General features: G+C 45.3%; 24 protein-coding genes. 9 read left to right on the top strand and 15 right to left on the bottom strand.

Annotated elements, in window-relative coordinates:
• Positions 1 to 103 precede the first annotated feature (103 nt).
• Positions 104 to 754: a TetR/AcrR family transcriptional regulator gene (locus ACK8OT_RS09590; protein ID WP_410196290.1), complete on the bottom strand. Its 651-nt coding sequence runs from the start codon at positions 752 to 754 to the stop codon at positions 104 to 106.
• Between the two features lie 323 nt (positions 755 to 1077).
• On the opposite strand from ACK8OT_RS09590, the gene leuA reads away from it, so the two are divergent.
• Positions 1078 to 2640, top strand: a complete 1563-nt coding sequence (gene leuA, locus ACK8OT_RS09585) for a 2-isopropylmalate synthase (RefSeq protein ID WP_410196289.1) — start codon at positions 1078 to 1080, stop codon at positions 2638 to 2640.
• A 65-nt stretch (positions 2641 to 2705) separates the two neighbouring features.
• On the opposite strand, the gene ACK8OT_RS09580 is transcribed toward leuA, so the two are convergent.
• The gene (locus tag ACK8OT_RS09580) at positions 2706 to 2996 is read right to left on the bottom strand and encodes a PilZ domain-containing protein (RefSeq protein ID WP_410196288.1); all 291 of its coding nucleotides are present in this window, start codon (positions 2994 to 2996) and stop codon (positions 2706 to 2708) included.
• A 345-nt stretch (positions 2997 to 3341) separates the two neighbouring features.
• Positions 3342 to 4724, bottom strand: coding sequence for a PhoH family protein (locus ACK8OT_RS09575; RefSeq protein WP_410196287.1), 1383 nt, complete (start codon positions 4722 to 4724; stop codon positions 3342 to 3344).
• Positions 4725 to 4974: 250 nt separating this feature from the next.
• Between ACK8OT_RS09575 and ACK8OT_RS09570 the strand changes: the two genes are divergently transcribed.
• Both ACK8OT_RS09570 and ACK8OT_RS09565 read left to right on the top strand, forming a co-directional pair.
• Entirely contained in the window at positions 4975 to 5604 is a 630-nt protein-coding gene (locus ACK8OT_RS09570) for an MBL fold metallo-hydrolase (protein ID WP_410196286.1), read from the top strand.
• Positions 5605 to 5813: 209 nt separating this feature from the next.
• On the top strand, positions 5814 to 6059 hold the full coding sequence (locus tag ACK8OT_RS09565; RefSeq protein WP_410196285.1) for a YecH family metal-binding protein: 246 nt from the start codon (positions 5814 to 5816) through the stop codon (positions 6057 to 6059).
• 57 nt (positions 6060 to 6116) lie between these two features.
• Here ACK8OT_RS09565 and ACK8OT_RS09560 read toward each other — a convergent pair whose 3' ends face one another.
• The 3 genes from ACK8OT_RS09560 to prfB all read right to left on the bottom strand — a co-directional run bounded on the left by ACK8OT_RS09560 (position 6117) and on the right by prfB (position 9768).
• A complete protein-coding gene (locus tag ACK8OT_RS09560) occupies positions 6117 to 6845 on the bottom strand; it encodes a sulfite exporter TauE/SafE family protein (protein ID WP_410196284.1) in 729 nt (242 codons plus the stop codon).
• Between the two features lie 268 nt (positions 6846 to 7113).
• Positions 7114 to 8649, bottom strand: a complete 1536-nt coding sequence (gene lysS / locus ACK8OT_RS09555) for a lysine--tRNA ligase (RefSeq protein ID WP_410196283.1) — start codon at positions 8647 to 8649, stop codon at positions 7114 to 7116.
• 20 nt (positions 8650 to 8669) lie between these two features.
• Positions 8670 to 9768 (bottom strand): peptide chain release factor 2 gene (gene prfB, locus ACK8OT_RS09550; protein WP_410196282.1). Its coding sequence is split into 2 segments (ribosomal slippage): positions 8670 to 9692 and positions 9694 to 9768, totalling 1098 coding nucleotides; the frame shifts between segments, so codons are not numbered across the junction.
• A gap of 292 nt (positions 9769 to 10060) precedes the next feature.
• Here prfB and msrP point away from each other — a divergent pair.
• Positions 10061 to 11059, top strand: coding sequence for a protein-methionine-sulfoxide reductase catalytic subunit MsrP (gene msrP, locus ACK8OT_RS09545; RefSeq protein ID WP_410196281.1), 999 nt, complete (start codon positions 10061 to 10063; stop codon positions 11057 to 11059).
• Between the two features lie 45 nt (positions 11060 to 11104).
• On the top strand, positions 11105 to 11731 hold the full coding sequence (gene msrQ, locus ACK8OT_RS09540) for a protein-methionine-sulfoxide reductase heme-binding subunit MsrQ (protein ID WP_410196280.1): 627 nt from the start codon (positions 11105 to 11107) through the stop codon (positions 11729 to 11731).
• Between the two features lie 52 nt (positions 11732 to 11783).
• On the opposite strand, the gene ACK8OT_RS09535 is transcribed toward msrQ, so the two are convergent.
• The 6 genes from ACK8OT_RS09535 to ACK8OT_RS09510 all read right to left on the bottom strand — a co-directional run bounded on the left by ACK8OT_RS09535 (position 11784) and on the right by ACK8OT_RS09510 (position 19692).
• A complete protein-coding gene (locus ACK8OT_RS09535) occupies positions 11784 to 13151 on the bottom strand; it encodes a methyl-accepting chemotaxis protein (protein ID WP_410196279.1) in 1368 nt (455 codons plus the stop codon).
• Positions 13112 to 13330, bottom strand: a complete 219-nt coding sequence (locus ACK8OT_RS09530; protein WP_410196278.1) for a PAS domain-containing protein — start codon at positions 13328 to 13330, stop codon at positions 13112 to 13114. Before ACK8OT_RS09530 ends, ACK8OT_RS09535 begins: the two co-directional genes overlap by 40 nt.
• Before the next feature lie 183 nt (positions 13331 to 13513).
• Complete coding sequence (locus ACK8OT_RS09525; protein ID WP_410196277.1) at positions 13514 to 16639, bottom strand: efflux RND transporter permease subunit; 3126 nt, start codon at positions 16637 to 16639, stop codon at positions 13514 to 13516.
• Between the two features lie 12 nt (positions 16640 to 16651).
• Positions 16652 to 17797 carry an efflux RND transporter periplasmic adaptor subunit gene (locus ACK8OT_RS09520; protein ID WP_410196276.1) on the bottom strand — a complete coding sequence of 382 codons (1146 nt, stop codon included), beginning with the start codon at positions 17795 to 17797 and terminating at the stop codon, positions 16652 to 16654.
• Positions 17798 to 18092: 295 nt separating this feature from the next.
• Complete coding sequence (locus ACK8OT_RS09515; RefSeq protein WP_410196275.1) at positions 18093 to 18581, bottom strand: GNAT family N-acetyltransferase; 489 nt, start codon at positions 18579 to 18581, stop codon at positions 18093 to 18095.
• A gap of 40 nt (positions 18582 to 18621) precedes the next feature.
• Positions 18622 to 19692, bottom strand: a complete 1071-nt coding sequence (locus ACK8OT_RS09510; protein ID WP_410196274.1) for a hypothetical protein — start codon at positions 19690 to 19692, stop codon at positions 18622 to 18624.
• Positions 19693 to 19831: 139 nt separating this feature from the next.
• On the opposite strand from ACK8OT_RS09510, the gene ACK8OT_RS09505 reads away from it, so the two are divergent.
• Positions 19832 to 20170 carry a YajD family HNH nuclease gene (locus ACK8OT_RS09505; RefSeq protein WP_410196273.1) on the top strand — a complete coding sequence of 113 codons (339 nt, stop codon included), beginning with the start codon at positions 19832 to 19834 and terminating at the stop codon, positions 20168 to 20170.
• Between the two features lie 118 nt (positions 20171 to 20288).
• Here the strand turns inward: ACK8OT_RS09505 and ACK8OT_RS09500 are convergent, their stop codons facing one another.
• On the bottom strand, positions 20289 to 20531 hold the full coding sequence (locus ACK8OT_RS09500) for a hypothetical protein (RefSeq protein WP_410196272.1): 243 nt from the start codon (positions 20529 to 20531) through the stop codon (positions 20289 to 20291).
• Positions 20532 to 21202: 671 nt separating this feature from the next.
• Between ACK8OT_RS09500 and ACK8OT_RS09495 the strand changes: the two genes are divergently transcribed.
• Genes ACK8OT_RS09495 through glpD form a run of 3 tightly spaced genes read left to right on the top strand, consistent with a single transcriptional unit; the run spans position 21203 to position 25171 of the window.
• Positions 21203 to 22015, top strand: a complete 813-nt coding sequence (locus tag ACK8OT_RS09495) for a substrate-binding periplasmic protein (protein WP_410196271.1) — start codon at positions 21203 to 21205, stop codon at positions 22013 to 22015.
• Between the two features lie 55 nt (positions 22016 to 22070).
• Positions 22071 to 23582 carry a glycerol kinase GlpK gene (glpK, locus tag ACK8OT_RS09490; RefSeq protein WP_410196270.1) on the top strand — a complete coding sequence of 504 codons (1512 nt, stop codon included), beginning with the start codon at positions 22071 to 22073 and terminating at the stop codon, positions 23580 to 23582.
• A 29-nt stretch (positions 23583 to 23611) separates the two neighbouring features.
• Positions 23612 to 25171 carry a glycerol-3-phosphate dehydrogenase gene (glpD, locus tag ACK8OT_RS09485; protein WP_410196269.1) on the top strand — a complete coding sequence of 520 codons (1560 nt, stop codon included), beginning with the start codon at positions 23612 to 23614 and terminating at the stop codon, positions 25169 to 25171.
• 24 nt (positions 25172 to 25195) lie between these two features.
• Here the strand turns inward: glpD and ACK8OT_RS09480 are convergent, their stop codons facing one another.
• Both ACK8OT_RS09480 and ACK8OT_RS09475 read right to left on the bottom strand, forming a co-directional pair.
• Positions 25196 to 25849, bottom strand: a complete 654-nt coding sequence (locus ACK8OT_RS09480; protein ID WP_410196268.1) for an FMN-binding negative transcriptional regulator — start codon at positions 25847 to 25849, stop codon at positions 25196 to 25198.
• Positions 25850 to 25915: 66 nt separating this feature from the next.
• The gene (locus ACK8OT_RS09475; protein ID WP_410196267.1) at positions 25916 to 26161 is read right to left on the bottom strand and encodes a DUF6868 family protein; all 246 of its coding nucleotides are present in this window, start codon (positions 26159 to 26161) and stop codon (positions 25916 to 25918) included.
• Between the last annotated feature and the right edge of the window lie 36 nt (positions 26162 to 26197).

The following is a 26197-nucleotide window of genomic DNA, read 5'->3' as shown; positions in this document are numbered from 1 at the left end:
CAGTGCTAAAAGGCAATGAAGGGCACACCAAGCCAAGTTAATTCACTTGGCCTTGGCTTGAGCAACAGGAAAAAAGTTGAATAGAATTATGCCATTAAAAGGCTTATTTAACGGCCACTGCTCGCAGTGCAAAATTTGCTACAAACTCGCCCAATGCCAAAAACTCTTTAGCGTTTGCATCTTTGCCGGAAGGAATACCAAAATATCGGGGCATGGTAAAAGGATGAACCATTAAACTTAGGAGTACCACCTGTAGTTTTGCCAAATCTATCGTTGGGTCAATTTGACCGCGTCGCTGCAAATCAGCCAACATACGTTGAAAACGAGGTAATATACCTTCGCTTAGAAAGGTCTTCAGGTAGCTTTGTCCTACCTCAGATTCATTTTGCATGATCCGCATCAATAACGGTGGAAACTCAGGAAACCGCGCCATTGTTTTATAGAATGCCATGATCACATAGGCCAAATTGTTTTTCTCCGGCTGGGCTAAACGCCGACTTAAATCATCGTCAAATGGCTTTAACGTTTCCGATAACATAGTCAAGTACAGGTTCTCTTTATTACCGAAATAGTAATGGATCATGGCTAAGTTTGTACCCGCATGCTCAGCGATCGCGCGAGTAGTGACTTTGCGATACTCTTCATTAACAAAGCAATGACGAGCGCTTTGCAATAACATATCACGGGTGTCAGAAGCCCCTTCTGGTCGACCCGGTTTACGTTTAGCCACATACTGTTCCTTAAGTGCTGCCATTTCCTACCATCTCCTATCAAGTGATGAGCCTTGCATTAAAAATAGAACAAAAATCACATTAATGTGAGATTATCAAATGAACATCACACCTTACTATAGGTAATAACACCTACGTCGATACTTGACTCAGTAACCAAAAAAACGTATCTATCCATGACTAACTTGTTGTTACGCTGCGCTTGGTAAACCAAAGCAGGTAAAGTTTGAGCTGCTTTTGACTCACTTTGGCTTAGCAACATAGACCACAGACACGCATAGAACAGATTATAATAAAGCCAACAACAGCCTTTGACTTCGCTGTGGCAACTTACGAGGGAAGATTCATGACAGATCAAGTGATCATTTTCGACACCACGTTACGTGACGGAGAGCAAGCGCTCGCAGCCAGCCTAACGGTAAAAGAGAAACTGCAAATCGCACTCGCGTTGCAGCGACTTGGTGTTGATGTTATGGAGCTGGGATTTCCTATTTCATCACCCGGTGATTTTAAATCGGTGCAAACCATTGCCGGCCAACTCACTACCAGTATTCCTTGTGCCCTTGCCAGAGCCTTGACTAAAGACATCGACGCGGCCGGTGAAGCGCTGCGCGTTGCCGAGCGTTTTCGTATTCATACCTTTATTTCAACGTCCACCATACACGTGGAAAGCAAATTGCGCCGTGGCTTCGATGATGTATTAGAAATGGCGGTGAAAGCCGTTAAGCATGCCAAAAAATATACCCCTGATGTTGAGTTTTCTTGTGAAGACGCAGGTCGCACCCCGATTGATAACCTATGTCGTATGGTTGAAGCCGCCATCAAAGCCGGTGCCACCACAGTTAATATCCCAGACACGGTAGGCTACACGGTGCCAAGTGAATTTGGCGGTATTATTCAAACCTTATTTAACCGTGTTCCTAACATTGATCAGGCCGTTATTTCGGTTCATTGTCACGACGATCTTGGTTTATCAGTAGCCAACTCGATTGCTGCGGTTCAACATGGCGCAAGACAGATTGAATGTACCATCAATGGTATAGGTGAACGTGCGGGTAACTGTTCTTTAGAAGAAATCGCCATGATCTTAAACACACGTCAAGATCAACTTGGCCTTCACACCAACATTAAGCCGGTAGAAATTCACCGTACCAGCCAGTTGGTGAGCCAATTATGTAACATGCCAATCCAGCCGAACAAAGCCATCGTGGGGGATAACGCCTTCTCTCACTCGTCGGGCATTCACCAAGATGGTGTACTTAAGTCGAAAAATACTTATGAAATCATCACCCCCGAGAGCATCGGTCTAACCCAAAACAATCTAAACCTGACCTCTCGCTCGGGCCGCCACGTGATTAAGCACCGCATGGAGCAGCTAGGTTACACTGACACAGATTATAAGCTTGACGACCTTTATGAAGACTTTTTGAAACTCGCCGATAAAAAAGGCCAAGTATTTGATTATGACTTAGAAGCCCTGGTGTTCTTCAACAATATTCACGAAGAGCCGGAGCATTACCACCTTGATTACCTAAGCGTACAATCGGGCTCTGGGGTACTGGCAACCGCAACCGTAAAACTGGGCATGGGCGAAAACGGCCATATGGTTGAAGCTGCAACAGGCAATGGCCCCATTGATGCGGTTTACCAATGTCTAAACCGCATTGCGGGTTATGATATTAGTATCGATGACTATAAGATTTCATCTAAAGGTCAAGGTAAAGACGCCTTAGGCCAAGTGGATATCGTTGCTCGTTATCAAGGCCGTAAGTTCCACGGCATTGGTCTTGCCACCGATATTATTGAATCATCCGCATTAGCCATGGTTCACGTACTCAACCATATTTACCGCGCTCAAGCTGTCGAAGAGAAAAAGCAAGCGAAATTGGAAGTAAACGACCAAGTGTAAAGGCAGCAAACACAAATTGTATAAGGGGCATAGCTGCCCCTTTTTTGTTCGCTACAGACAAGGGCTTATTTGAGTTCCGTTAACTCAACCGCCAACACATATTTATCACCTTGAGCTGAAATACGAATGATATTCGCCTTACCACTTAGTGGCGGCGCGGTAGCCGTACCTTGGCCAAGATGAACCTCGATAGTGTCACCCACTTGATAAATAGCATCAACGACTTCAATCGACATACCAGTGGCGCTTAAATCCAAACAAACCCCTTGCCGAGTTTGACCATTAAAACTAATTTGCAAGGGTGACTCGATTGCCATACGACGAAACGCGCGGCGGTCATTAATGGGCGTGATCACATTAGCTCCTTAAAAATGCGCTCTTTTATCTATTAATAATAAAAGTGAATCACCACGCCACTAGGGTCAAGAAATATCTAAAACAATACCTGAAGTTTGCGAGAAGGATAAAAAAAGAGGGAGGTAGACAGGGTGACTGCATGCGTGTGCAAAAAACAATCAACCAAGTGGACAAAGTGACATTTTCTTATACGAAACGCCGTAAAATCATCCATGATGGCTTAACTGCCGCATCCTTGCGGCAGATATTCGTATAAGAAAACGCCACCAATCGCTTAAACAACATTCATGTGCTTGCCCTGGGAGGTAAAGCCCCAAATTTTGGGGCTAGCATGAATCTAGCGGTTATAGGTTTTCTTCCGCAAAAGAAGCTAAGCGGCTTCTTACCACACCATTTAGGTAGATATTGGCACTGCCCTCAAAGTGCTTAAACCGTTCAACGATATAGGTTAAACCCGACGTCACTGGGGTGAGATAATTACTGTCAATTTGCGCTAAGTTGCCAGAGCAAACAAGCTTAGTGCCCTCGCCGCAACGCGTGATAATGGTTTTTAATTGCGAGGCAGTTAAATTCTGGCATTCATCCAATAATACAAATGAATTTTGAATGCTGCGCCCGCGCATAAAGTTAACCGATTTAAACTGAATATTGGCCTGCTCCATAATGTAATCAAGTGAGCCATTGGGGCACTCATCATTTTTATGTAGCACCTCCAAGGTATCGGTGACCGCAGCGAGCCAAGGCATCATTTTCTCTTCTTCGGTACCGGGCAAAAAGCCAATATTTTCGGCAATATCTGGGGTGTTTCGGGTGACGATCACCTTGTCATAAATGCCCTTTTCAATCACTAATTCAAGGGCCGCCGCCATCGCCAGTAAGGTTTTACCGCAACCTGCTGGGCCGGTTAAAATCACTAAATCGATATTAGGATCAAGCAGTGCATTTAGCGCCATGCCCTGATATACATTTTTGGGATGAATACCCCAAGCGTGGCGCGATAACAGCCTGTCTCGACCTAAATCCAGCAGTTTCACTTTTCCTTCTTCATGGCCAACCACTTTCGCCGCAAACAGTTTAGTTTCATCAATCAGGTATTCGTTAATATAGGTATTGTCTAGCACACCTTCCGCTAATTCATGCCAAGTATCACGACCATCCGTGGTGGTGTCGCAATTTTCAACTTGATCCCAAAAGCTGCCGTTAAGCTGCCTAAAACCTTTGGCCAGTAAATTGATGTCGTCAATTAATTGGTCGGTGCGATAGTCCTCCACCAATTTTAAGCCTGCACCTTTGGCCTTTAAGCGCATATTAATGTCTTTGGTCACCAGTACTACCGCCGCTGGCGCCTTGCTTTGCTGTAAGCTCAAGGCCACATTGATGATACGATTATCTGGCTCATCTTCGGTAAACACCTCAAGCTTGGTGGCCATATTGTGATCAGCAAAAATGCTAATACGGCCCGTTTCCGTATCTTCTAATTTTGACAGCGCCACCCCTTCAACGATCTCCTCGGGCGTCGCATCTTTAAAAATGTCTTCTAAAGCGCGGATCGCCACTCTAGCATCACGGCTAACATCCTTTTGTCTGTCTTTTATGCGGTCTAATTCCTCCAAAACTGTCATGGGAATAATTACGTTGTGCTCTTGAAAGGAATAAATTGCGAGGGGCTCATGTAGTAATACATTAGTATCTAGAATGAAGTATTTACATTGATCTCGATTGGCCATAGGCACTCTCCTTACGCTCCAATAAACGGCGCTGAACTAAACCCAATGGCAGCTCAATCGCACGGAGCCTTATTGTCAGCTTAGTTGATGAATCCCTACTCTAGCTAAAGATTGATGTCATTTTTATGACTGGTCAGGCAAATTAACCAAGATTGCCAAGTTGAGCTTGTTTTTCCGCTAACTGTAAATCCAACATTTTCATTTATCCCATATTAGGTAGAATAACGGCAAAAGTACGAGGACAGACACAATGCGCATTCGAATTATTCCAGTTACCCCATTCCAACAAAACTGTACCTTATTGATTTGTGAAGCAAGCAATAAAGCCGCCGTCGTGGATCCCGGTGGCGATGTCGACCAAATCTTGCAAGCCATCAAAGAAGAGCAAGTGGAAGTTGAAAAAATCTTTATCACTCATGCGCACTTAGACCACGCAGCAGGCACGCATAACCTAGCAACACAACTCAACGTCCCCATAGAAGGGCCACATAAAGACGACATTTTCTGGCTTGATGGGTTTGCCATGCAAAGCCAAATGTTTGGTTTTGGTCCAGTGACTAAGTTCACCCCAGATCGTTGGTTAGAGCAAGACGACACAGTCACCTTTGGTAACGTCGAGCTTCAAGTGCTGCACTGCCCCGGCCACACCCCAGGCCATGTGGTGTTTGTTGATCATAACAGCAACCAAGCGCTGGTTGGTGATGTGCTCTTTAGAGGCTCGATTGGCCGCACCGACTTTCCCATGGGCAATCACGATCAACTGATCACCGCCATCAAAACCAAGCTATGGGCGCTTCCCGATGATATGGAATTCGTCAGCGGCCACGGACCTAAATCCACCATAGGCAAAGAAAAGAAAACCAATCCGTTTATTTTCTGATGTGATGAAGAGGAGGTCTGTAATTAGTGCCTCCTCATTATTTAAAGCCATGACACAAACCTTGGTAATATGGGGCTAAGTCCCTTCCGGACTCTCATGTGCAAAAATTCTAGCTAGAATTGACCCAAATCATGACTAAGGTAAACCCCTATTGCGAATAAATCGCGTTTGTGAGATTTTGCCGTTATTGCAATTTTGGGGATAACAGCATGAGTAACAACGTTCACGTCCACGATATTTTAAACCTGATGGAAGCTTCTCAAGCCACTTACACTAACGAGACCTTAGCTTCGGCTTTGCAACAAGCGTTTGGCGAAGATGCTAAGTATCGCAGCTGTAAGGTGCAAGGCATGAGTGCCCAAGAAGCCATTGAGTTTTTAAAGCACAAAGGCAAGTTTGAAGGCACTGACAGCGCCTTTAAAAAAGCGCCAGGCCACTGCTGCTCACATCATTAATCCATGCCCAGTTTAGCTTTGCGACAGCCCTTGCGGCTGTCGTATTTATTTCACTCCCTAACCATACCAATAGCTAAACACCGCCGACACTCCCGAAACACTGCACAGGGTTAACGACATATAGCGAATTTGCTGCTTTGACAACAAATGATTAGTTCTTCTCGCTAAGTAGTAGCCGACAATACAAGCTGGGATCAGCGGCAACGTGAGTTCAAAGTGATGCCAGCTTAAATAGCCTGTTCCACCCTGTACTAATAACGACAAAATCGAGCTGACCACAAAAAAGGCCGAAAGATTGGCCCGAATGCTATTTGCCTCGGCGTGTTGTAATAACAAGGCCATGGGCGGTCCGCCGATCCCTGCACTGGTGCCAAACAAACCGGAGAAAAATCCCGCTATAGCTAAACGATTAGGCGTGGGTTGTATTCTAACCGGCAATAAGCTTATCAGCACAGCGGCAATAACCGACAAACCTATGAGTAAGGTAAGCTGGGCGCTATTGACCCAAAGTAGCACGGCACCGCCTGCCAAGGAGCCCGGCACCCGTCCCACCAGCGCGTAGAGCAAGCCCTGTAGGGAAAAGTTTTGCCTATACTGCCAAGCATTAAACAGCGACAGAATCAGGCCAATGATGGTGATAGGCGCAGGCACATAATCAATAGAGATAAAAATCAAGATTGGCGCAGTAGCAATAGCCAAACCAAAGCCGGTGGCGGATTGAATAAAAGAGCCCATGATGATCACGGCCATGGCCAACCCTATCTCGGGCGAAAACAGACTTTCCATTACGCTTACCTTGAATATTTCACTTCAGATTGGTTCAAGCAGAGCACCAATGCAATCATATCAATGAGTAGCAAAACTTTGTTTTCAGGGATGAAAAAATAGAGCGTATAAGGACATATTCAACGCAATTGTGCGCAGCATTGATACGGTATTGCTCATCCAAAGTTTCGCTTAAACAAAAAACCCCAAGCAGCACACGCTACTCGGGGCGACAACCTTTAACATCAAGCTGAAAAACCACAGCTTGACTGAGATAAGGCTTTTTAACTTATGCTAATGGACGCATATGTGGGAACAATAGCACGTCTTTAATCGACGGGCTGTCGGTGAAGATCATCACTAAACGATCGATACCGATACCTTGACCTGCGGTCGGCGGTAAGCCGTATTCCAACGCGGTGATGTAGTCTTCATCATAATGCATGGCTTCATCATCACCGGCGTCTTTTTCTTCCACTTGCTTGCGGAAACGCTCGGCTTGGTCTTGCGCATCGTTAAGCTCAGAGAAACCATTCGCCAATTCACGGCCACCAATGAAGAACTCAAAGCGATCGGTAATGAAATCATTTTCATCGTTACGACGCGCCAATGGCGAAACTTCCCATGGGTATTCGGTGATAAAGGTTGGCTGGATCAACAGATGCTCAGCGGTTTCTTCAAAGATCTCACACAATACGCGACCCGGACCCCATACATCTGGGTTTTCAGGGAACTTAACGCCCACTTGTTTTGCGTACGCTTTTAGCTGCTCAAAGTGACCTTGTGGGTCACGGATCACCGCTTCATCAAACTCAGGGTTGTGCTGAATAACCGCATCAGCCATTGAGATGCGCGCAAAAGGTTGGCCAAATTCATAAACCACTTCTTCTACCACATTGCCTTCGGCATCTTTTTTGGTGTTAACAACCGATGTAGTGCCTAGGATATCTTGCGCTAGGGTGCGCAGCATATCTTCGGTTAGGTTCATCAGATCTTTGTAATCAGCATAGGCCTGGTAGAATTCAATCATAGTGAATTCAGGGTTGTGGCGCACACTTAGACCTTCGTTACGAAAGTTTCGGTTGATTTCAAACACACGCTCAAAACCGCCCACCACCAAACGCTTTAGGTATAGCTCAGGTGCGATACGTAGATACATATCGATATCTAGGGCATTGTGATGAGTCACAAATGGACGCGCGCTCGCGCCACCTGGGATCACCTGTAGCATAGGTGTTTCCACTTCCATGAAATCACGATCAGTTAGGAAGCGGCGGATACCTTCAACCACTTTTGAGCGGATCTTAAAGGTATCGCGGGTTTCTTGGCTCATCATTAAATCGATGTAGCGCTGACGGTACTTAGTTTCTTGGTCCGCTAAGCCATGGAATTTCTCAGGCAGTGGACGCAGTGATTTGGTTAGCAATTGATATTGCGCCATATCAACGTACAAGTCACCTTTACCAGATTTATGCAATGGGCCTTTTACGCCAATGATGTCACCGATATCCAGTTGACCGTACTTAGCTTTTAGCTCTTGTTGCACGCCTTTGTCAGCGTAAGCTTGAATGCGACCTTTCATGTCTTGCAGCACAAGGAAAGGGCCACGTTTAGCCATAATTCGGCCAGCAATCGCCACTTCGTGACCTGCTTCGGCTAACTCTTCTTTACTTAGCTCACCGTATTTAGCTTGTAAATCAGCCGTGTAATGTTCACGGTTAAAGTTGTTTGGGTGGCCGTTAGCTGGGCAGTTCTCGCGGATTTGATCTAATTTGCCACGTCGCTCTGCAATCAGTTTATTTTCGTCTTGTAGTTGTTCAGTCATGTCTACTTCTCAAAGTTATGTTAGAGGCCAGATTTCAAGCTAGCTTCAATGAATTTGTCTAAGTCGCCATCCAATACGGCTTGGGTATTGCGATTTTCGATGCCTGTGCGTAAGTCTTTAATACGCGAATCGTCTAATACGTAAGAGCGAATTTGGCTGCCCCAACCGATATCTGATTTGTTATCTTCGTTGGCTTGCTTTTCCGAATTTTGCTTTTGCAGCTCATGTTCATACAACTTAGCTTTAAGTTGCTTCATCGCTTGATCTTTGTTCTTGTGTTGCGAACGGTCATTTTGACACTGCACCACAATATTGGTTGGCACGTGAGTAATACGCACCGCAGATTCCGTGGTGTTAACGTGCTGACCACCCGCTCCCGATGCTCGATACACATCGATACGTAGATCCGCAGGGTTAATATCCACCGCGATATTGTCATCAATTTCAGGGTAGATAAACGCCGAAGCAAACGAGGTATGGCGGCGGCCGCCCGAGTCAAATGGCGACTTACGCACTAAACGATGCACCCCAGTTTCGGTACGTAACCAACCGTAGGCATATTCACCTTCAAAACGTATGGTGGCACTTTTAATACCCGCCACATCACCTTCTGACACTTCGATGAGTTCGGTTTTAAAGCCATGAGCCTCGCCCCAACGTAAATACATACGCAGTAGCATGCTCGCCCAATCTTGTGCTTCGGTACCGCCCGAACCAGCTTGTAAATCCAAGTAACAATCACTGGCGTCGTGATCGCCAGAAAACATACGGCGGAACTCAAGCACTTCAAGTTTAGCTTCTAAATCGGCAAGCTCTGCTTTGGCTTCATTGAAGGTTTCTTCATCATTTTCTTCAACGGCAAGCTCAACTAAACCGGCTACATCTTCAAGACCTGCTTCCATGGTATCTATGGTTTCAACCACAGCTTCTAAGCTGCTGCGCTCTTTACCTAGGTTTTGAGCTCGCTCAGGTTCATTCCAAACTTCTGGCGCTTCTAGCTCACGGGAGACTTCTTCAAGGCGTTCTTTCTTAGCCTCGTAGTCAAAGGTACCCCCTAAGAAGCTGGGTCCGCTCAGACAGCTCCTTAATTAAATTATTTACTGGATTTACTTCGAACATGCATTCACTCGAATTGGTTTGCAAAATAGGCGCAAAATTTTACCTGAAAGCCAATTCAATAGACAGTGGCTTAGCAGAAAATCAACGCCACAAAAGGGATCTTTTTTTGCTATCCAACGTAAACAGCTTTAGGTTTACAAAAAAACCACACTTACTGAAAGTAAATCAGCGCTTCCACGGTCTGGTTATATATTGAGGCAGTAAACGCATGCTCTGTTTAACCTCACTGGGATAACCATTAGCTAATAGGCTCATTATCAGCCAAGCGCAATTTTCACAATTAGGGTCCATTATGCCGAACAAAATTTACAGCAGCGAAATCACCCCCGAATCTGTCTATCTCAATCGCCGCCAGATTATTAAAGCATCGGGGTTAATTGCAGGCAGTGCACTCGTCCCTAGCACCGCCAACGCCGGCTTTTTTGGTTTATTTGAAGATGAGCCTATTGTCCCTGAACAGCCCGTTTATCAACCCAAGCCTTTGAGCATCAGTAAAAAAGTGCCAAACAACCTTAGTGAAGTGCTGACCCCAGAAAGTAAGGTCACTACCCATAATAACTTCTACGAATTTGGCACCAACAAGGGCGACCCAGCCCATTACGCTAAAGCCTTCAATCCCGAGCCTTGGACCATAGAAGTGGATGGTGAAGTGGCCAAGCCACAAACCTTTGACATGGACTCAATCCTTAAACAACATGCCATTGAGGAGCGCATTTACCGACTTCGCTGTGTTGAAGCCTGGTCCATGGTGATCCCTTGGCTTGGGTTTTCTCTCGCTAGTCTACTCAAACGTGTCGAGCCCACATCCAAAGCCAAATATGTGGCTTTTCAAACCTTATATGATCCAGAGCGTATGCCTGGGCAAGCCTCGCGAGGTTTTGGCGGCGGTATTCCCTACCCTTATCGTGAAGGTCTCACCATAGCCGAAGCCATGCACCCGCTTACGCTGCTTTCAGTTGGCTTATATGGTAAAACACTGCCGGTTCAAAACGGTGCTCCCATTCGCTTAGTTGTCCCTTGGAAATACGGTTTTAAGAGCATCAAAAGCATCGTCAAAATAACCCTGACCGAACAGCAGCCGCCCACCACTTGGCAAGTCTTGGGCCCAAATGAATATGGTTTTTATGCCAATGTGAACCCCAATGTAGACCATCCTCGCTGGAGTCAAGCCACTGAACGCCGTATCGCCGATGGCTTTCGTGCAGAGCGGATCAATACCTTAATGTTTAATGGCTATGGCGATGAAGTTGCTCATCTGTATAAAGGGATGGACTTGAGTAAGTTTTACTAACAAATGGCCAAAATACAGCATGTTAAGACAAAGGAAAAAGTGGTTATGCTAAGAGCCTTACTAGCAAAGCATCTTGTAGTGATAAAAATATTACTGCATTCACTGGCTCTATTGCCCCTCGTCTGGCTGGCTTGGCAAACCTACCAGCAGCAATTGGGCGGCGATCCGGTGCAATACTTAACCCACTTTACCGGTAAAGGCGGGCTTAATTTACTCCTGATCACTCTGTGCGTTAGCCCTATTGCCAAAACCCTACGCTGGGGATTTTTGCTGCAAACTCGGCGTCTGTTAGGGCTATGGGCTTTAGCTTATGCCCTTGTTCACGTCAGTATTTTTTGGTGGTTAGATTTAGCAGGTAGATTCGATTTGCTGCTTAGCGAAATAGTCAAACGCCCCTATATCAGCTTAGGGGCACTGGCCTTGGTTATTCTGATTGCACTGGGCGTCACTTCCTTCAATCATGTCAGGCGAAAAATGGGCCGTCACTGGCAACGTTTACATAACTGGGTGTATCTGGTTGCCATACTTGTGCCCATTCACTATTACTGGTCGGTAAAATCAGGCCTTGTCGAACCGACTCTTTACCTGATATTGGCCGGCTTTTTGTTACTATTACGCCATAACAAATTACCCATTAGCATCAGTCAATTTTCCAAACGAGAGCAAATCTAAACAAATGTTTCTAAGCTAAGGTTTCTAACCACAGGTTGCTAACCGCAGGTTTCTAACCAAACGTTTCCGCTAACTGGGTCAGCTTGTTGGCACTGGCGTTTAACTCGGTCAAGTTTTGCGCCACTTTATTTGCCAGTTGCACATTGTCATTGGCACCATCATTAAGGTTATTAATATTGCGATTAACTTCTTCAATGGTGGCACTTTGCTGCTCACTTGCGGCTGAAATCTGAATAGCTAAATCCGATAACATATTCATTTGCTCATCGATTTCTTGCACCATTTTCATATTGGATTTACTGGTTTCTAGGGTTTGTTGAGCCGCTTGTGCACCCAAAGCCATTTTCTGTTGCCACTGATGCAACATGGTTTGCATTTCTTGAATTGAGGTACCTATTTGGCCCGTGACATTATGAGTTCGGGTACTTAAATTTCTCACTTCATCTGCGACAACTGCAAAACCCCGTCCCTGCTCGCCCGCTCTTGCGGCTTCGATGGAAGCATTTAATGCGAGCAAGTTGGTTTGATCGGCAATTCCTAAGATCTCATTCATCAGCTCGCTGATCTTATCGGCTTCTGCCACCAATACCGGCGCTGAATCAGAAGACTCGGCCATCTGCTGCGCGAGTTCACTGATGGTTTTATTTGTTTCATCTACTTGAATTAAGGTGGCGCTGCAATGTTGAGTCACGGTATGAATTTTTTCAGCACTGGTCACTGTGCTTTGGGTTATTTCGGCCGTGGCCGTCGACATCTGATTCATCGCTGCCGCCACTTGCTGCAGCTCAAATGATTGTTGCTCCACCGATTTTGCACTTTGCTGCGCAGTACTGTCCAAAGCGTCCGCCACAGCCTGAACGTGCTTAGCGGAATCACACGTCCGTCCGAGTATGGTTCTTACCTTCGCATTTAATAAACCAAGACTAAAGGACAGCACCGACACAGGCCCATAACCACAAAAAACAAACCGCGAAACGCTATCATTACTTTGCTTTAATTGGGCAATAAAACGCGGTGTATCTATCAACTCGGGCTTGAGCAAAAAGCCACCTACAAGTAAGAGCAGCAGGTTCGCGCTCATCAGCGCAGCGCCAGTTAAACTCAGTGGCAGCAATAATAACCCTAATATTATTAGCCCCACCAATGACCACTTAAGCGCCGCATGTTCGGATAAATGCCAAGGTAGGCTTTTTCCCTCGTTGAGCCTTTTGTACAGCTTATCCGCGGCCACTTTATCTTTATCTGTGGGTAAAACACGCACAGACTGATAACCCGTTACTTTGCCCTTCTCAACTATGGGGGTAACATAAGCATCAACCCAATAATAGCCGCCATCTTTACAGCGGTTTTTAACCATACCGCGCCAATGTTTACCCGCCTTTAGGTTACCCCATAAATCGGCAAACGCGGCTGACGGCATATCGGGGTGCCTGACAATATTATGGTTTTTTGATTAAGTTCTTGCGCTGAAAAACCCGCAACATCACAAAAGATCGGGTTAGCATAAGTGATAACGCCACGAAGATCTGTGGTTGAAACTAGCTGTTCGTTTGCACTGTAAGTTACCTCCTTGGCACTCTGGCCATTTAACTTTGTCATCACCTTTCTCGCTCTTGTTACTAAGATATCTTTAGCATAGACCGAAAAATGCAATTCGATGAAATAAACAAATTCACTTAATACAATGATCTAGCTCGGCTTAAAGTCGAACTCATTTTCCACAAAAAAGCCCAGCAAAAGCTGGGCATAAATAAAAGTTATTATCTTAACAGTGAAAAGCTATCAAGATGCTTTGCGTTTTGCTCTTTCTCGTTTACTGAAGATCTTTTCAACAATCACGAAGAACAAAGGCACAAAGAAAATACCTAAGAAGGTCGAGCTCATCATACCGCCTAGTACCGCGGTACCGATGGCGTTTTGGCTACCAGAGCCAACACCGGTACTGATAGCCAGCGGCACAACACCAAGACCGAAGGCTAACGACGTCATAAGGATAGGTCTGAGACGGACTCTTACCGCATGCAATGTCGCTTCAATCAAATCAGCGCCTTTTTCATAGAATTCTTTAGCAAATTCTACAATCAAGATGGCGTTCTTCGTGGCCAAACCAACGGTCGTTAATAGACCCACTTGGAAGAATACGTCATTAGGCAAGCCTCTACCGTGCATCGCAAACAGCGCCCCGATAATACCTAAAGGCACAACCAACACAACCGAGAATGGCACCGACCAACTCTCATACAAGGCTGCCAATACCAAGAAAACGACTAGAATTGACAGTGCATATAAGAATGGAGCTTGGTTGCCAGAAAGGCGCTCTTCATAAGATAAGCCATTCCATTCAATACCAAAGCCTGGCGGTAACTGCTGCGCCATTTCTTCAAGTATGACCATGGCATCACCCGTACTGTAGCCTGGCGCCGTGCCACCTTGAATGTTCATCGCAGGTAAACCGTTAAAGCGCTCAAGGCGAGGTGAGCCGAAGTCCCACTGACCAGTGGCAAACGCAGAAAACGGTACCATTTCGTTATTAGCATTGCGTACATACCAAGAATCTAAATCCTCAGGTTGCATACGATACTGAGCTTCACCTTGCATATAAACTTTTTTCACGCGACCGCGATCAATAAAGTCATTAACATAAGCGCCGCCCCAAGCCGTGCCTAATACACTGTTTACATCATTGATATTGATGCTCAATGCGCGAAGCTTAGCGTGATCAACATGGATCTCATACATAGGAGCATCTTCTTGACCATTGGGGCGCACGCCCACTAGGTTAGGGTTTTGCATCGCCATGCCCAGTAATTGGTTACGCGCCGCTAACAAGGCATCATGACCTTGACCGTTTTTATCTTGCAGATAAAAATCGAAACCATTGGCCGTGCCTAGTTCAATTACTGCAGGAGGAACAAACGCAAACACAAATGCTTCTTTGATTTGAGCAAAGCTTGCCATAGCGCGTCCCGCTACAGACTCAACATCTAGCCCCGGCGCTTCACGCTCAGACCAATCTTTTAAGTTTACAAATGACAAGCCCATGTTTTGACCACTACCGGCAAAACTAAAACCCGCAACACTAAATACCGACTCAACACTGGCCGCTTCGTCTTCAAGAAATACCTTGTCGATTTTTCTTAGCACATCGATGGTACTTTCTTGAGTCGAGTTAGTCGGCAAAATCACTTGGGTAAACAATACCCCTTGGTCTTCGTCGGGTAAAAATGCGGTTGGCATACGCAAAAACATCCATGCCACCACACCGACAAACGCGAGATATAGCAGCATCACTCGCAATGAGCGTTTGAGGATGCCAGCAACTGTTGACTCATAACGTGCCGTTAACTTATCAAAACTGCGGTTAAACCAACCAAAAAAGCCGGTTTGGATATGACCGTGGCCTTTCGGAATTTGCTTGAGCATAGTGGCACACAGCGCAGGCGTTAAAACCATGGCAACAAATACCGACAAGGCCATTGCAGAAACAATCGTAATTGAGAACTGACGATATATAACCCCCGTAGAGCCTGTCATAAAGGCCATAGGGACAAATACCGCCGATAGGGTTAAACCTATCCCCACCAAGGCACCGGTGATTTGATCCATGGATTTGCGCGTCGCTTCCAAAGGCGGTAAGCCTTCTTCTTGCATAACCCGCTCCACGTTTTCCACCACCACGATGGCATCATCAACCAACAGACCAATTGCCAATACCATAGCAAACATGGTCAAGGTGTTAATTGAAAAGCCCGTTGCCGACAAGATAGCAAAGGTCCCCAGCAACACCACAGGCACTGCGATGGTTGGGATCAAGGTTGCTCTGAAATTTTGTAAGAACAAGTACATGATGATAAACACCAGTACCACAGCTTCAATGAGGGTATGTACCACCCCTTCAATGGATTTCTCCACGAAAGGCGTTGTGTCATAAGGGTATTTTACTTCTAAGCCTTGTGGGAAGAATGGCTTCATTTCTTCTAACTTGGCTTTTACCAACTCGGCAGTATCGAGGGCGTTAGCACCGGTGGCTAACTTTACCGCCAAACCAGAGGCAGGCTTACCATTATAGTAAGACTCTACAGCGTAGCTTTCAGCGCCTAGCTCAACACGAGCCACATCGCGTAAGAACACCTTAGCGCCAGATGAGTCCGCTTTAACGATGATTTGCTCAAATTGCTCCACGGTTTGCAAACGACTTTGCGCTGATACGGTGGCATTGAGCTCTTGTCCCGGCAAAGATGGAGAGCCGCCCAGTTGACCCGCTGACACCTGAGCATTTTGCTCTCGAATTGAGGCCATAATATCTAAGCTGGTCAGGTTGTATTGGGTTAGCTTAAGGGGATCTAGCCATATACGCATCGCATACTGAGCACCAAACAACTGCAACTCACCAACACCAGCAACACGGCTCAATGGGTCTTGGATATTCGAGGCAACATAGTCTGATACATCGTTCTTATCCATCGAGCCATCGGCTGACACAAACGCAGCAACCATTAAAAAGCCCGAGCTGGATTTATTAACATCAACCCCTTGGCTTTGTACCTCTTGAGGTAGTAACGGCATTGCCAAAGAAAGCTTATTTTGCACTTGTACTTGGGCTATATCGGCATCGGCCTCGGCGTTAAAGGTCAAGGTTATTTGCGCGTTACCAAAACTATCACTGGTAGACGAGATGTAACGTAAATGGTCTAACCCCGTCATACGTTGTTCGATAACTTGGGTAACCGTGTCCTCCATGGTTTTTGCCGAAGACCCCGGATAAAACGCACTGATGACAATAGTCGGAGGCGCAATACTAGGGTATTGAGATACAGGTAATCCCTTGATAGCCAAAATACCGGCTAACATAATTAAAATCGAGATCACCCAAGCAAAGATTGGGCGATCAATAAAAAATCGAGCCATGAGATTACCTTATTATTGAGCTACTGAATCAGAGATCAAAGTTGGATTAACCACTGCACCCGGACGAATTTTCTGTAGCCCTTCAACAATGAGTTTATCGCCAGCATTTAAGCCACTGGTGATACGCCATTCGTTGTTTATCGCCTCTGCTGTAGTAACAACGCGAGGCTCCACCTTATTATCAGCACCAACGACCATGGCAACCGCTTCGCCTTTCGAGTTACGAGTGATGGCTTTTTGTGGCACAAGAATCGCCTGCGGATCGCTGCCTGTATTTAAGAAAGCACGCACATACATACCCGGTAATAAAATGCCTTCCGGATTTGGAAACTCAGCACGTAATGTCACAGAGCCTGTATTCTCGTCAACGCTCACCTCGGCAAACTGCAAGGTTCCTGTATGATCATAGGTACTACCATCTTCTAACACTAAGGTAACACTGGCATTATCAGCCGCCTTTAACTGCCCCTCTTTAAGCTTGGCTTTTAAACGCAGCAATTGAGCACTCGATTGCACTATTTCCACATTAATAGGATCGAGTTGCTGGATCGTTGCTAAGGTTTGAGTTTGATTGGCTGTCACCAATGCACCTGCGGTCACATTGGATTTACCTATGCGACCCGAAATAGGCGCTTTAACCTTAGTGTATTCAAGGTTGATTTGAGCGGTATTAATGGCCGCTTTCGCAACCGTCACATCGGCTAAGGCTTCTTTATAATCTGCCTGCGCCTCATCAAAGTCTTGTTGGCTAATAGAGTTCTTTTTTACCAGCGCTTGGTAGCGCGCTGCTTTGGCTTTGGCTGATTCAAGTTTTGCATTAGCGCGTGTTAAATCTGCTTCAGCACTGACTAATTCAGCGTTATAAGTAGCAGAATCAATTTGATAGAGAGATTGCCCAGCTTCAACATTGGAGCCTTCTTGAAATGAACGCTCTATAATGATGCCACTTACTTGTGGTCTAACTTCCGCAACAAGGTAAGCACGGCTACGACCTGGCAGCTCAACACTGATATCTTGTTCAACCGCAACAATATCCACTATGCCAACTTCAACAGGGGGACGCTCCTGTGGTGTTTCCTGTGTGGCGCTACTCTTATCACAAGCGCTAAGCACCACAGTCAAACCGAGGGCTAATGCAACTTTCGCTATTTGCCACATAAATACTCCTAGCAATAAATAAAATCAAAAAGATAACTCATGAGAAAAGATTATATTCTTCATAAATTTCAATATCTACAGTGTAAAGCACTAAAAAATCAATATTAACTTTAGATTGAAAACTAACAAACTAATATCAAGTATTAATTAAGCTGATTGTTACGAATGAAAAAGAAAAAAGTTCAACCGGAGACCTCTAATCCAGCGACATTCCGATACAGAAGTGATAACCACCTACTGAAGTAGGTGGTTTAATGCTGAAATTAACAGACACTAAAAGTGACAAGGGTGGCCATTATTCGCTTAAACTCTTTTGCCAAAATAGAGCCCGCCCCATTTTTGGATCTAACTCATAACCAGCAAATCCAGCCTTACGATAGGCATTTTGCGCAACGGTATTTCCCTCTAATACCTCAAGCGTTACCTTACAACAGCCCTTTTCTCGTGCAATCTGCTCTAACTTGTCCAGCATGAGTTGACTGATGCCAAGCCCTCGAAATGCCGGGTTAACCGCAATATCGTGAATATTGATTAACGGCTTAGCCTTAAAGGTAGAAAAGCCATAAAACGCATTGGTTAGCCCTGCTGGCTCACCATCAACATAGCAAATTAAACTTAAGGCATGATCCAACTCAGCAAGGCGTGCAACTAAGTTAGCCGCTACATCCGCAGCTAACGGCTCGCCGCCTCCCATAGGATCAAGGGCATATGCATTAAGTAAAGCAACCAAATCTTGACCTTGTTGAGGATGTTGATAATCCACTACTTTTACATCTATTTTCATCACAAACCTTTAATTGTTAATTATAAGTGTATTTAATTCATTAGCCGTTGTTTCTGCTGCGTAAAGGAGGCAACTTAGGGTACCAAGCAGCAGGCAACAAGATTAAAGCGAGGCGTCGACAAGGATCCCAAAATGCGGATAGCAACAACAGTCCAGCCCCTATGAGTAAAGCGGTTGTCGCAAAACCACTACTGATCCCACCTTGGCTTGAAAGTAAGCTCGATAAAGCATAAATAACATAACCAAGCGCCGATACCATCAGCGCACGTCTATCTATGGCTAGCGACACCAAACCTATCAAGAGATAAACAGCGATAATGACCAGCGGCTGAGCGTTTTCACTCACCCCACTAAATGTCCCCATCAGAGCAAATACCGGATGCACCATTAAGGGCGCAGCCAGTAAGTGAAGCCAAAATGCCACATCAGCCCGACGCGTTTCTCGCAAAGGATCGGAAAAATCCCAACGCAAAGCGAAAGCAAAAACAGCTAAACCAGACAACAACAAAAGCAATAACCACATTTCGTGGGCTTCTGGAAAAAAACCGAGTATCAGGCTAAGCCCTAGCGCCACCAACGCAGCCGTGATGGCCGCAACAGTGATAGGCACAGCAAAGCGTCGCCAATGAAGCCATGCACAAGCCGCCGCAACAAAACAAGTTAAAGAAACATTGAGAGCCACATAAAGAGCCATCCGGTGCAGCGCCCCCGCTCCCAGCAGACTCAAATCATTGGGTAAACCAATAAACGGTAACCACTCAAAAGCCGCCCTAGCAGCGCCCCAAACAAAACAGAACATAAGTACAATGGCAGGTAAAGCCATACGACGCTGACGCACAAAAAATTCACTCAAGCCCCAAGCCAGTAACGCTACCAGTAAAGGTCCCAATCCAACAGCATAACTCGCGGCTATATAATGCGCTGATAGCAATAACAGGGCACAAGCAATAACCACAAAAATATCATTAAACCCAGTAATGAGTCGAAACTGCTCCTCATCCGCATGACTACTATATTGGCGCAGCGCAACATGTTCACGAAAAGCTCGCGCCGTCTCGGCGCTCAATATCCCTGCGTCAACCGCAGAATTCACATCATCGTCACTGTACAATGTCGTCTTCCTACAAAAATTTAATCACTATACAAGATTTAACCTGTCAGCTTGGGTTAGTTTTGCCCATTTTTGCCTATTCATCATTTTGACAGGCCCATGTTATAGTGCCATTAAGTAACTAAGAACGAGAGCTATCATGGCAAACATCCCTCACAACTACGCCCAATTTGAGCAGGGCTATCGCGACAAAGCCCTTAAACTTTTTCCTTGGATTTGTGGCCGCTGTGCACGCGAATTCACTTTTTCAAATTTACGCGAATTAACCGTACACCATATCGATCATGACCATAATAACAACCCCAATGATGGTTCAAACTGGGAATTATTATGTCTTTATTGTCACGACAATGAACACGCGAAATATACCGAAGCTCGTGAATATGGCTCAACGGTAGAAGCCGGTGCCGATTTAAAACAAGATTTAGCAACCAATAATCCATTTGCTAATTTACGTGAAATGATGAATAAAAAATAACACTCATTATCCATCATTAATTATTCCTCTCTTTACTCACTCTGTGTTAAAGAAGCCTTTAGCACAGAGTGAGCGAAATCAATCGCGTGCTGATGTTAATATCACCAGCACGCTAACGTCATCTGAAATAATCATGCCTAGACAAATATTTTGGACTTGAAAAATCATCAACTTGACCCGGCAGTGTGTTTCGAGATAAGTGTCTTTGACTTGCATGCTCAGCTAAACCGATATCTTTCAGTATATGCTCACTCAAATGTGCATAATTTTCGATAGCAATAGCTTTTTCTTTTTTCTCATTACGTCTTGCATCTAGCTTAATCAATAAGTTGGCTAGTTTAATATAGATAGATTGTGACATGCTTCAGTTCCCTTTTGGATTAAAAGGGTCGAAGGAAAAACGAGGACAATAATATTGGCTATTATGGGTCGTTTATCCACGACCCATAAGTTAGGCAGTGAATTTATTGTTTGCTTTGGCCTTGCTTGACAACGTCGGTTCGGGTTTGACGAAAAGCAGTGACAGACAACAGATCAGAGCGCAGCATTGACATATGATTTGAATATTTCATGTTGGCTCCTTCTATAAACAATAAATTCAGTTGATAACTGATTGACCAAAACGGCCAACCAGAAGTGATATAATATTTATATTAATTTATTATTCAAGCGCTAAATTAATTTATTTTAATATTTAATTTTCAATCAATTAGATTATTTTTAATCGCTCTCAAGCAAGCGAAATAAATATTCACACCGCCCACTAAAATGTGAATTTAAAGTCACTTTTTATTCCTTTTTAGTTAGACTGCCACCTGCACAAGCAGCTATTCAGTTAAGACAAAACCATGAATATTTTTGAACGATAAATGTCGTTGGCTGAGGCGGATCTCCGCAACAAGGGGTGCGAGCCTTAGCTTGCCAGTAAAGGGACTCCTAGCCTAAGTTATCGAAGATAAATCCGCGTTGAATTTTCAGCCTTATAGAGCCGCACTGCTATACTTCTAACAGTCTATCTATGTTGACAACACCATGAACATATTCGCTCGACTTGTGATGATTGCCTGCCTTTATTTTGCTGGATTACCACTTGCATCCGCGCAGGTTATTTTTTGTGTTGAAGCGACTGAATATCCTCCCTTTAACTATCAACAGCGGCACCAGCAAACACCCGACCAGTTAGTTGGCTACGATATCGATGTACTAAAGCGTGTATTTATCCCAGCCAAGTTGGATTTTCGAATCATCCCTTTGCCTTGGTTACGTTGCCTGAAAGAAGTGGAACAAGGCAAAATTGATGGTGCTATGAGTGCTTCCTTAAATGCACGCCGCCAAGTCACTTACCTCGCAACGTTGCCTTACTATCACCTTACGCCGAGTTACTATTACTTAAAATCTTCATTTCCCAATGGGGTGAAGGTTAAAGAAGCTAACGACTTAATCAAACTCGGCACCGTGTGTGGCATCAGTGGATTTAATTATAGTAATTTCGGATTTGCTTCTTCTGCATCCATTTATCGAATCAAGGCAATGTTTCAGCTACCAAAAATGCTAGAGCAAGGGCGTTGTCATTTTTTCCTCGCTCGCCAAGAAGTGTTCAATGCAACCTTAGTACTCAATCACCTCACTCACCTTAAAGATGAACTCGCTGAGCAAGTGATGCCAAATACTGAGCCTGAGCCGTTTCATATTTTGATATCTGCACAATCCCCACATAAAGAGCAGCTGTTGACCTTGCTCAATCAGAGCATCAAAGACATGACTGAAGCAGGTACACTGCAACAATTACTCAATTATCATCGTTACATCGTCACGCAATTTGAACCAGTAAATATCGAACAATAAACAAGCCACCCAGTCATTTATTGCCTAATATTCATCTAAAGGGGGAGCTTAAACTATGACAGCAAAGAACTATTTAGTTGCTTTTGACCAAGGGACCACCAGCTCTCGCACCTTGATATTTGACCATCAAGGTCAAATCGTGGCCAAGGCGCAACAAGATATCAAACAGATTTATCCTCATCCGGGTTGGATAGAGCACGATGCCAATGATATTTTGCAAACTCAACTAGAAACCCTCTCAGCAGCTTTGCAACAAGCCAATATAAAAGCGAATCAAATCCAAGGACTTGGCATCACCAACCAAAGAGAGACCACGGTTATATGGAACAAACACACAGGTAAGCCCATATATAATGCGATTGTTTGGCAGTGCCGTCGCACCACCGTGTTTTGCGAGCAGCTTAAAAAGCAAGATCCTGAACTCGATATCTATATCAAGGAGCACACCGGTTTAGTGCTCGATCCCTATTTTTGTGCCAGTAAGATCAAATGGATTTTGGATAATGTCGAGCACGCCCGTGAGCAAGCCGAAGCAGGCGATTTACTCTTTGGTACCATAGATACTTGGCTGCTCTGGCAACTTAGCCAAGGCCAAGTGCACGCCACCGACTATACCAATGCCTCACGCACCTTATTATTTAATATTGATACCTTAGCTTGGGATCCCTACCTGCTAGAAAAATTTACCATCCCGGCCAGTTTATTACCCCAAGTGAAGCCTTCTTCTGGCCGCTTTGGCGAATTGGTTTATCAAGGACATAAGATCCCTATATGCGCCATGGTTGGCGATCAACAAGCCGCGCTGTTTGGCCATCTTGGCGTAAAAGCCGGACAGTTAAAAAACACCTATGGCACGGGCTGCTTTTTGCTGATGCATACCGGTGCCAGCAAGGTGCAATCAGATCATGGATTATTAACCACCCTAGCCTGTGGCCCAAATGGCGAGCCGCAATACGCTTTAGAAGGATCGGTGTTTATGGGCGGTGCCACCATGCAGTGGCTGCGCGATGAAATGCAGCTATTTGAGGATGTGACTCAGACCTCAGACATTGCGAAACAAGCCGCTAGTGCTGATAACGTGTATATGGTACCGGCTTTTACCGGCTTAGGCGCCCCCTACTGGCAACCCAATGCCAGAGGCACCTTAGTTGGCCTAACTCGAGGCACTAAAGCAGAGCACATCATCAGGGCAACGCTTGAGAGCATTGCTTATCAAACCTATGATGTTTTATGCGCCATGCAAAGTGACGCCAACCTAACATTGAAACAAATGAAGGTGGATGGCGGTGCCAGTAGCAATGATTTTTTAATGCAATTTCAAGCCGATTTACTCAATATTCCGGTATTAAAGCCTAATCAAACCGAAGTCACGGCATTGGGCGCAGCTTATCTAGCCGGACTCGCTGTCGGATTTTGGCCCTCATTTGCAGCCTTAGAAATGTTAAACGTAAGCAATCAGGTATTTATTCCCCATAAAGATCAACAAAAAAGGGCAATAAGGCTTAAAGGCTGGCACAACGCTATTCAATGCGCCCAACTTTGGGCCGAGCTTAATCAGGAAAACTAAGCTGCGACTTGCACCATTAAGGAGTTGCTATGGTGACATCCATAACCAAGTTTAACCTTATGCCATTAGCTGCGCAGCGAGAGCCGATGGATCTTATCGTCATAGGAGCTGGGATTAATGGGGCTGGGGTTGCCGCAGATGCAGCGGGGCGAGGCCTAAAAGTTGGCCTATATGATGCGAAAGACATCGCGGGAGCGACGTCATCGGCCAGCTCAAAACTTATCCATGGTGGCCTGCGCTACCTAGAGCAAGGCGATTTTGCATTAGTAGCCAGTGCCTTAGCCGAAAGAGAAGTCTTAACTAAAGTAGCGCGCCATTTGATCACGCCGATGCGCTTTATTCTGCCTCACCGCCCCCAACTGAGATCGGCTTGGTTGATCCGTTTAGGTTTGTTCTTATATGACCATCTATATTGGCGCAACAGTTTTCCTCGCAGCCAACAAATTTCAATTTCGCCCCTATCGCCCTTGAGAGAAGAGTTTGAAATCGGGTTCGAATACAGCGATTGTTGGGTTGATGATGCTCGCCTCGTCATAAGCAATGCCCTAAGGGTGAGACAACATCAAGGAGAAGTAGCCAATTACTGCGCGGTCACTCAGATAAAATCCTGTGGCACAGGCTGGCAGCTAACCTTATATGATCAACGCCAGCAATGCGCCATCACACGCCATGCCAAGGTCATCGTCAATGCCACCGGTCCTTGGGTAAATCAATTGTTCGACCAAACCATGCTAGCAGAATCAGGTTTGGTTAAGCCAATCAAGATACGTTTAGTAAAAGGCTCACACCTAGTAGTGCGTAAAATGTATCAAGGAAAGCAAGCCTACATTTTGCAAAACAGCGACAAACGTATCGTGTTTGTTATTCCCTACCTTGATGATTTCACCCTGATCGGCACCACAGATGTGGACTATCAGGGCGATCCTCGTCGTTGCAGCTTAGATAAAGACGAGCGCGCTTATCTGCTTAATGTGGTCAATCAACATTTCAAGTACTCGATTAGCGAGCAGGATATCGTCTGGCACTTTAGCGGCGTGAGGCCGTTATTTGCCAGTGAGCACAGCAGCGCACAAACAGCGTCACGAGACTATCAAATAGACGTCAGTTTAAGTAAAAATAAGGCTCCGCTGTTAACCATCTATGGCGGTAAAATCACCACCTACCGTAAGCTAGCCCAGCGTTGTATGGAAAAGATTGAGCCCTTTTTTAACCAACCTCTCAGCCAAACGCCCTCCCATTGGACAGCAGACACTCCCCTACCCGGCTCAACCGGAGACTTAGCTCAACTAGAGACAGAACTGAGGGCTAATTACCCTTTTTTAGCCAGTCATTTAATAACACGTTACTTGCATCAATACGGCCAAGATACGAAGAAATTATTAGCCAATATGACAAACCAGTCTGAGCTTGGTCACCACTTTGGCCATGATTTATATCAGCGTGAGGTGGACTATTTAATCGAGCACGAATGGGCATATCAACCCGATGATCTGCTATGGCGACGCACTAAGCTCGGCCTGTATTTATCCCAAAATGAACAGCAAGCCCTTGCCCTGTATCTGTTTCGCCAAACAGGGCAAGTTAGCTAAATATTTGGGGTTAGAAAATCAAGCTTACTGGGATGCCTTCTTCGCGGCTTTCACCATGGCTTCATCAACCATAACAGCAACTTGCTGAGACTGTGGCGAGAGTTGATTTAAGCCATTAATCACACCTTGTTGATTAACGACAGGCTGATTTTGACTGAGCTTCCATTTGCCTTGAATAGATGTGATGTCTATTTCAATCCCCACAATAGCGGGCAACATGCGCTCGATATACCCCTCTGGCGCTTCATCAAAGGTCCAAGGTGTCGCAGAGCCGGCCTCATGAATCGAGGTTAACTCTTCAATACAAGCCATGATCCAATCATGATCGCGAGTAAAGTGGATGTTGCCTTGCACATGCACCACGGCATAATTCCAAGTCGGCACGCCGCGGCCATCTTCGGCCTTGGTTGGATAGTGATTTGGCGAGATATAACAGTTTGGGCCATTGAATATGACTTGTACCTGACTACCTGTTGTCACTTTTTGCCACAAGGGGTTGGCCTTGGCGATATGCCCTTGCAATAACCAACTTTCTCCATTGGGCTTAAGCAACACAGGCAAATGATAAACTTCAACGCCTACTTCGCTCTGCGCGACTAAGGTAACAAACGGGTACTGTTGCATCAAAGCCAAGCAGGCCTCGATATTGTCTTGGCGAAACGTCTTTGGAATAAACACGGCAATCCCTTACACCTATCTAGTAAAGGCAAGAAACATAACAGGTTTCGTTTATTTCGACAAACTTCAAACAACCATTTTTAAGCTTAGGTAAGGCACCACGAAAAAGCACAATGTAATTAATTTGAAATGACCTAAATAGGTTAAGTAAAGCATATTTAGACGAGCCTCTTCGACCCCGAATAAACGGCTATGAAACCGCACTATACTCGCTCTGAAAACAACTAAAACTAACGTCGACAAGCTCAACAAGAGCACATTAATCAGGCTACACCACCCCATAACGGCAACGAAAACATCTAATCCTGTCATCACTTTGTTCCTCTAAATAGCGCGCAGTAAGCATCC

It is taken from the genome of Motilimonas thetidivivens, from assembly GCF_046452435.1.
Taxonomy (GTDB): domain Bacteria; phylum Pseudomonadota; class Gammaproteobacteria; order Enterobacterales; family CBDFNC01; genus Motilimonas.
Note: the sequence above shows the minus strand (reverse complement) of the source record. Positions and strands in the feature narration are given on the sequence as shown.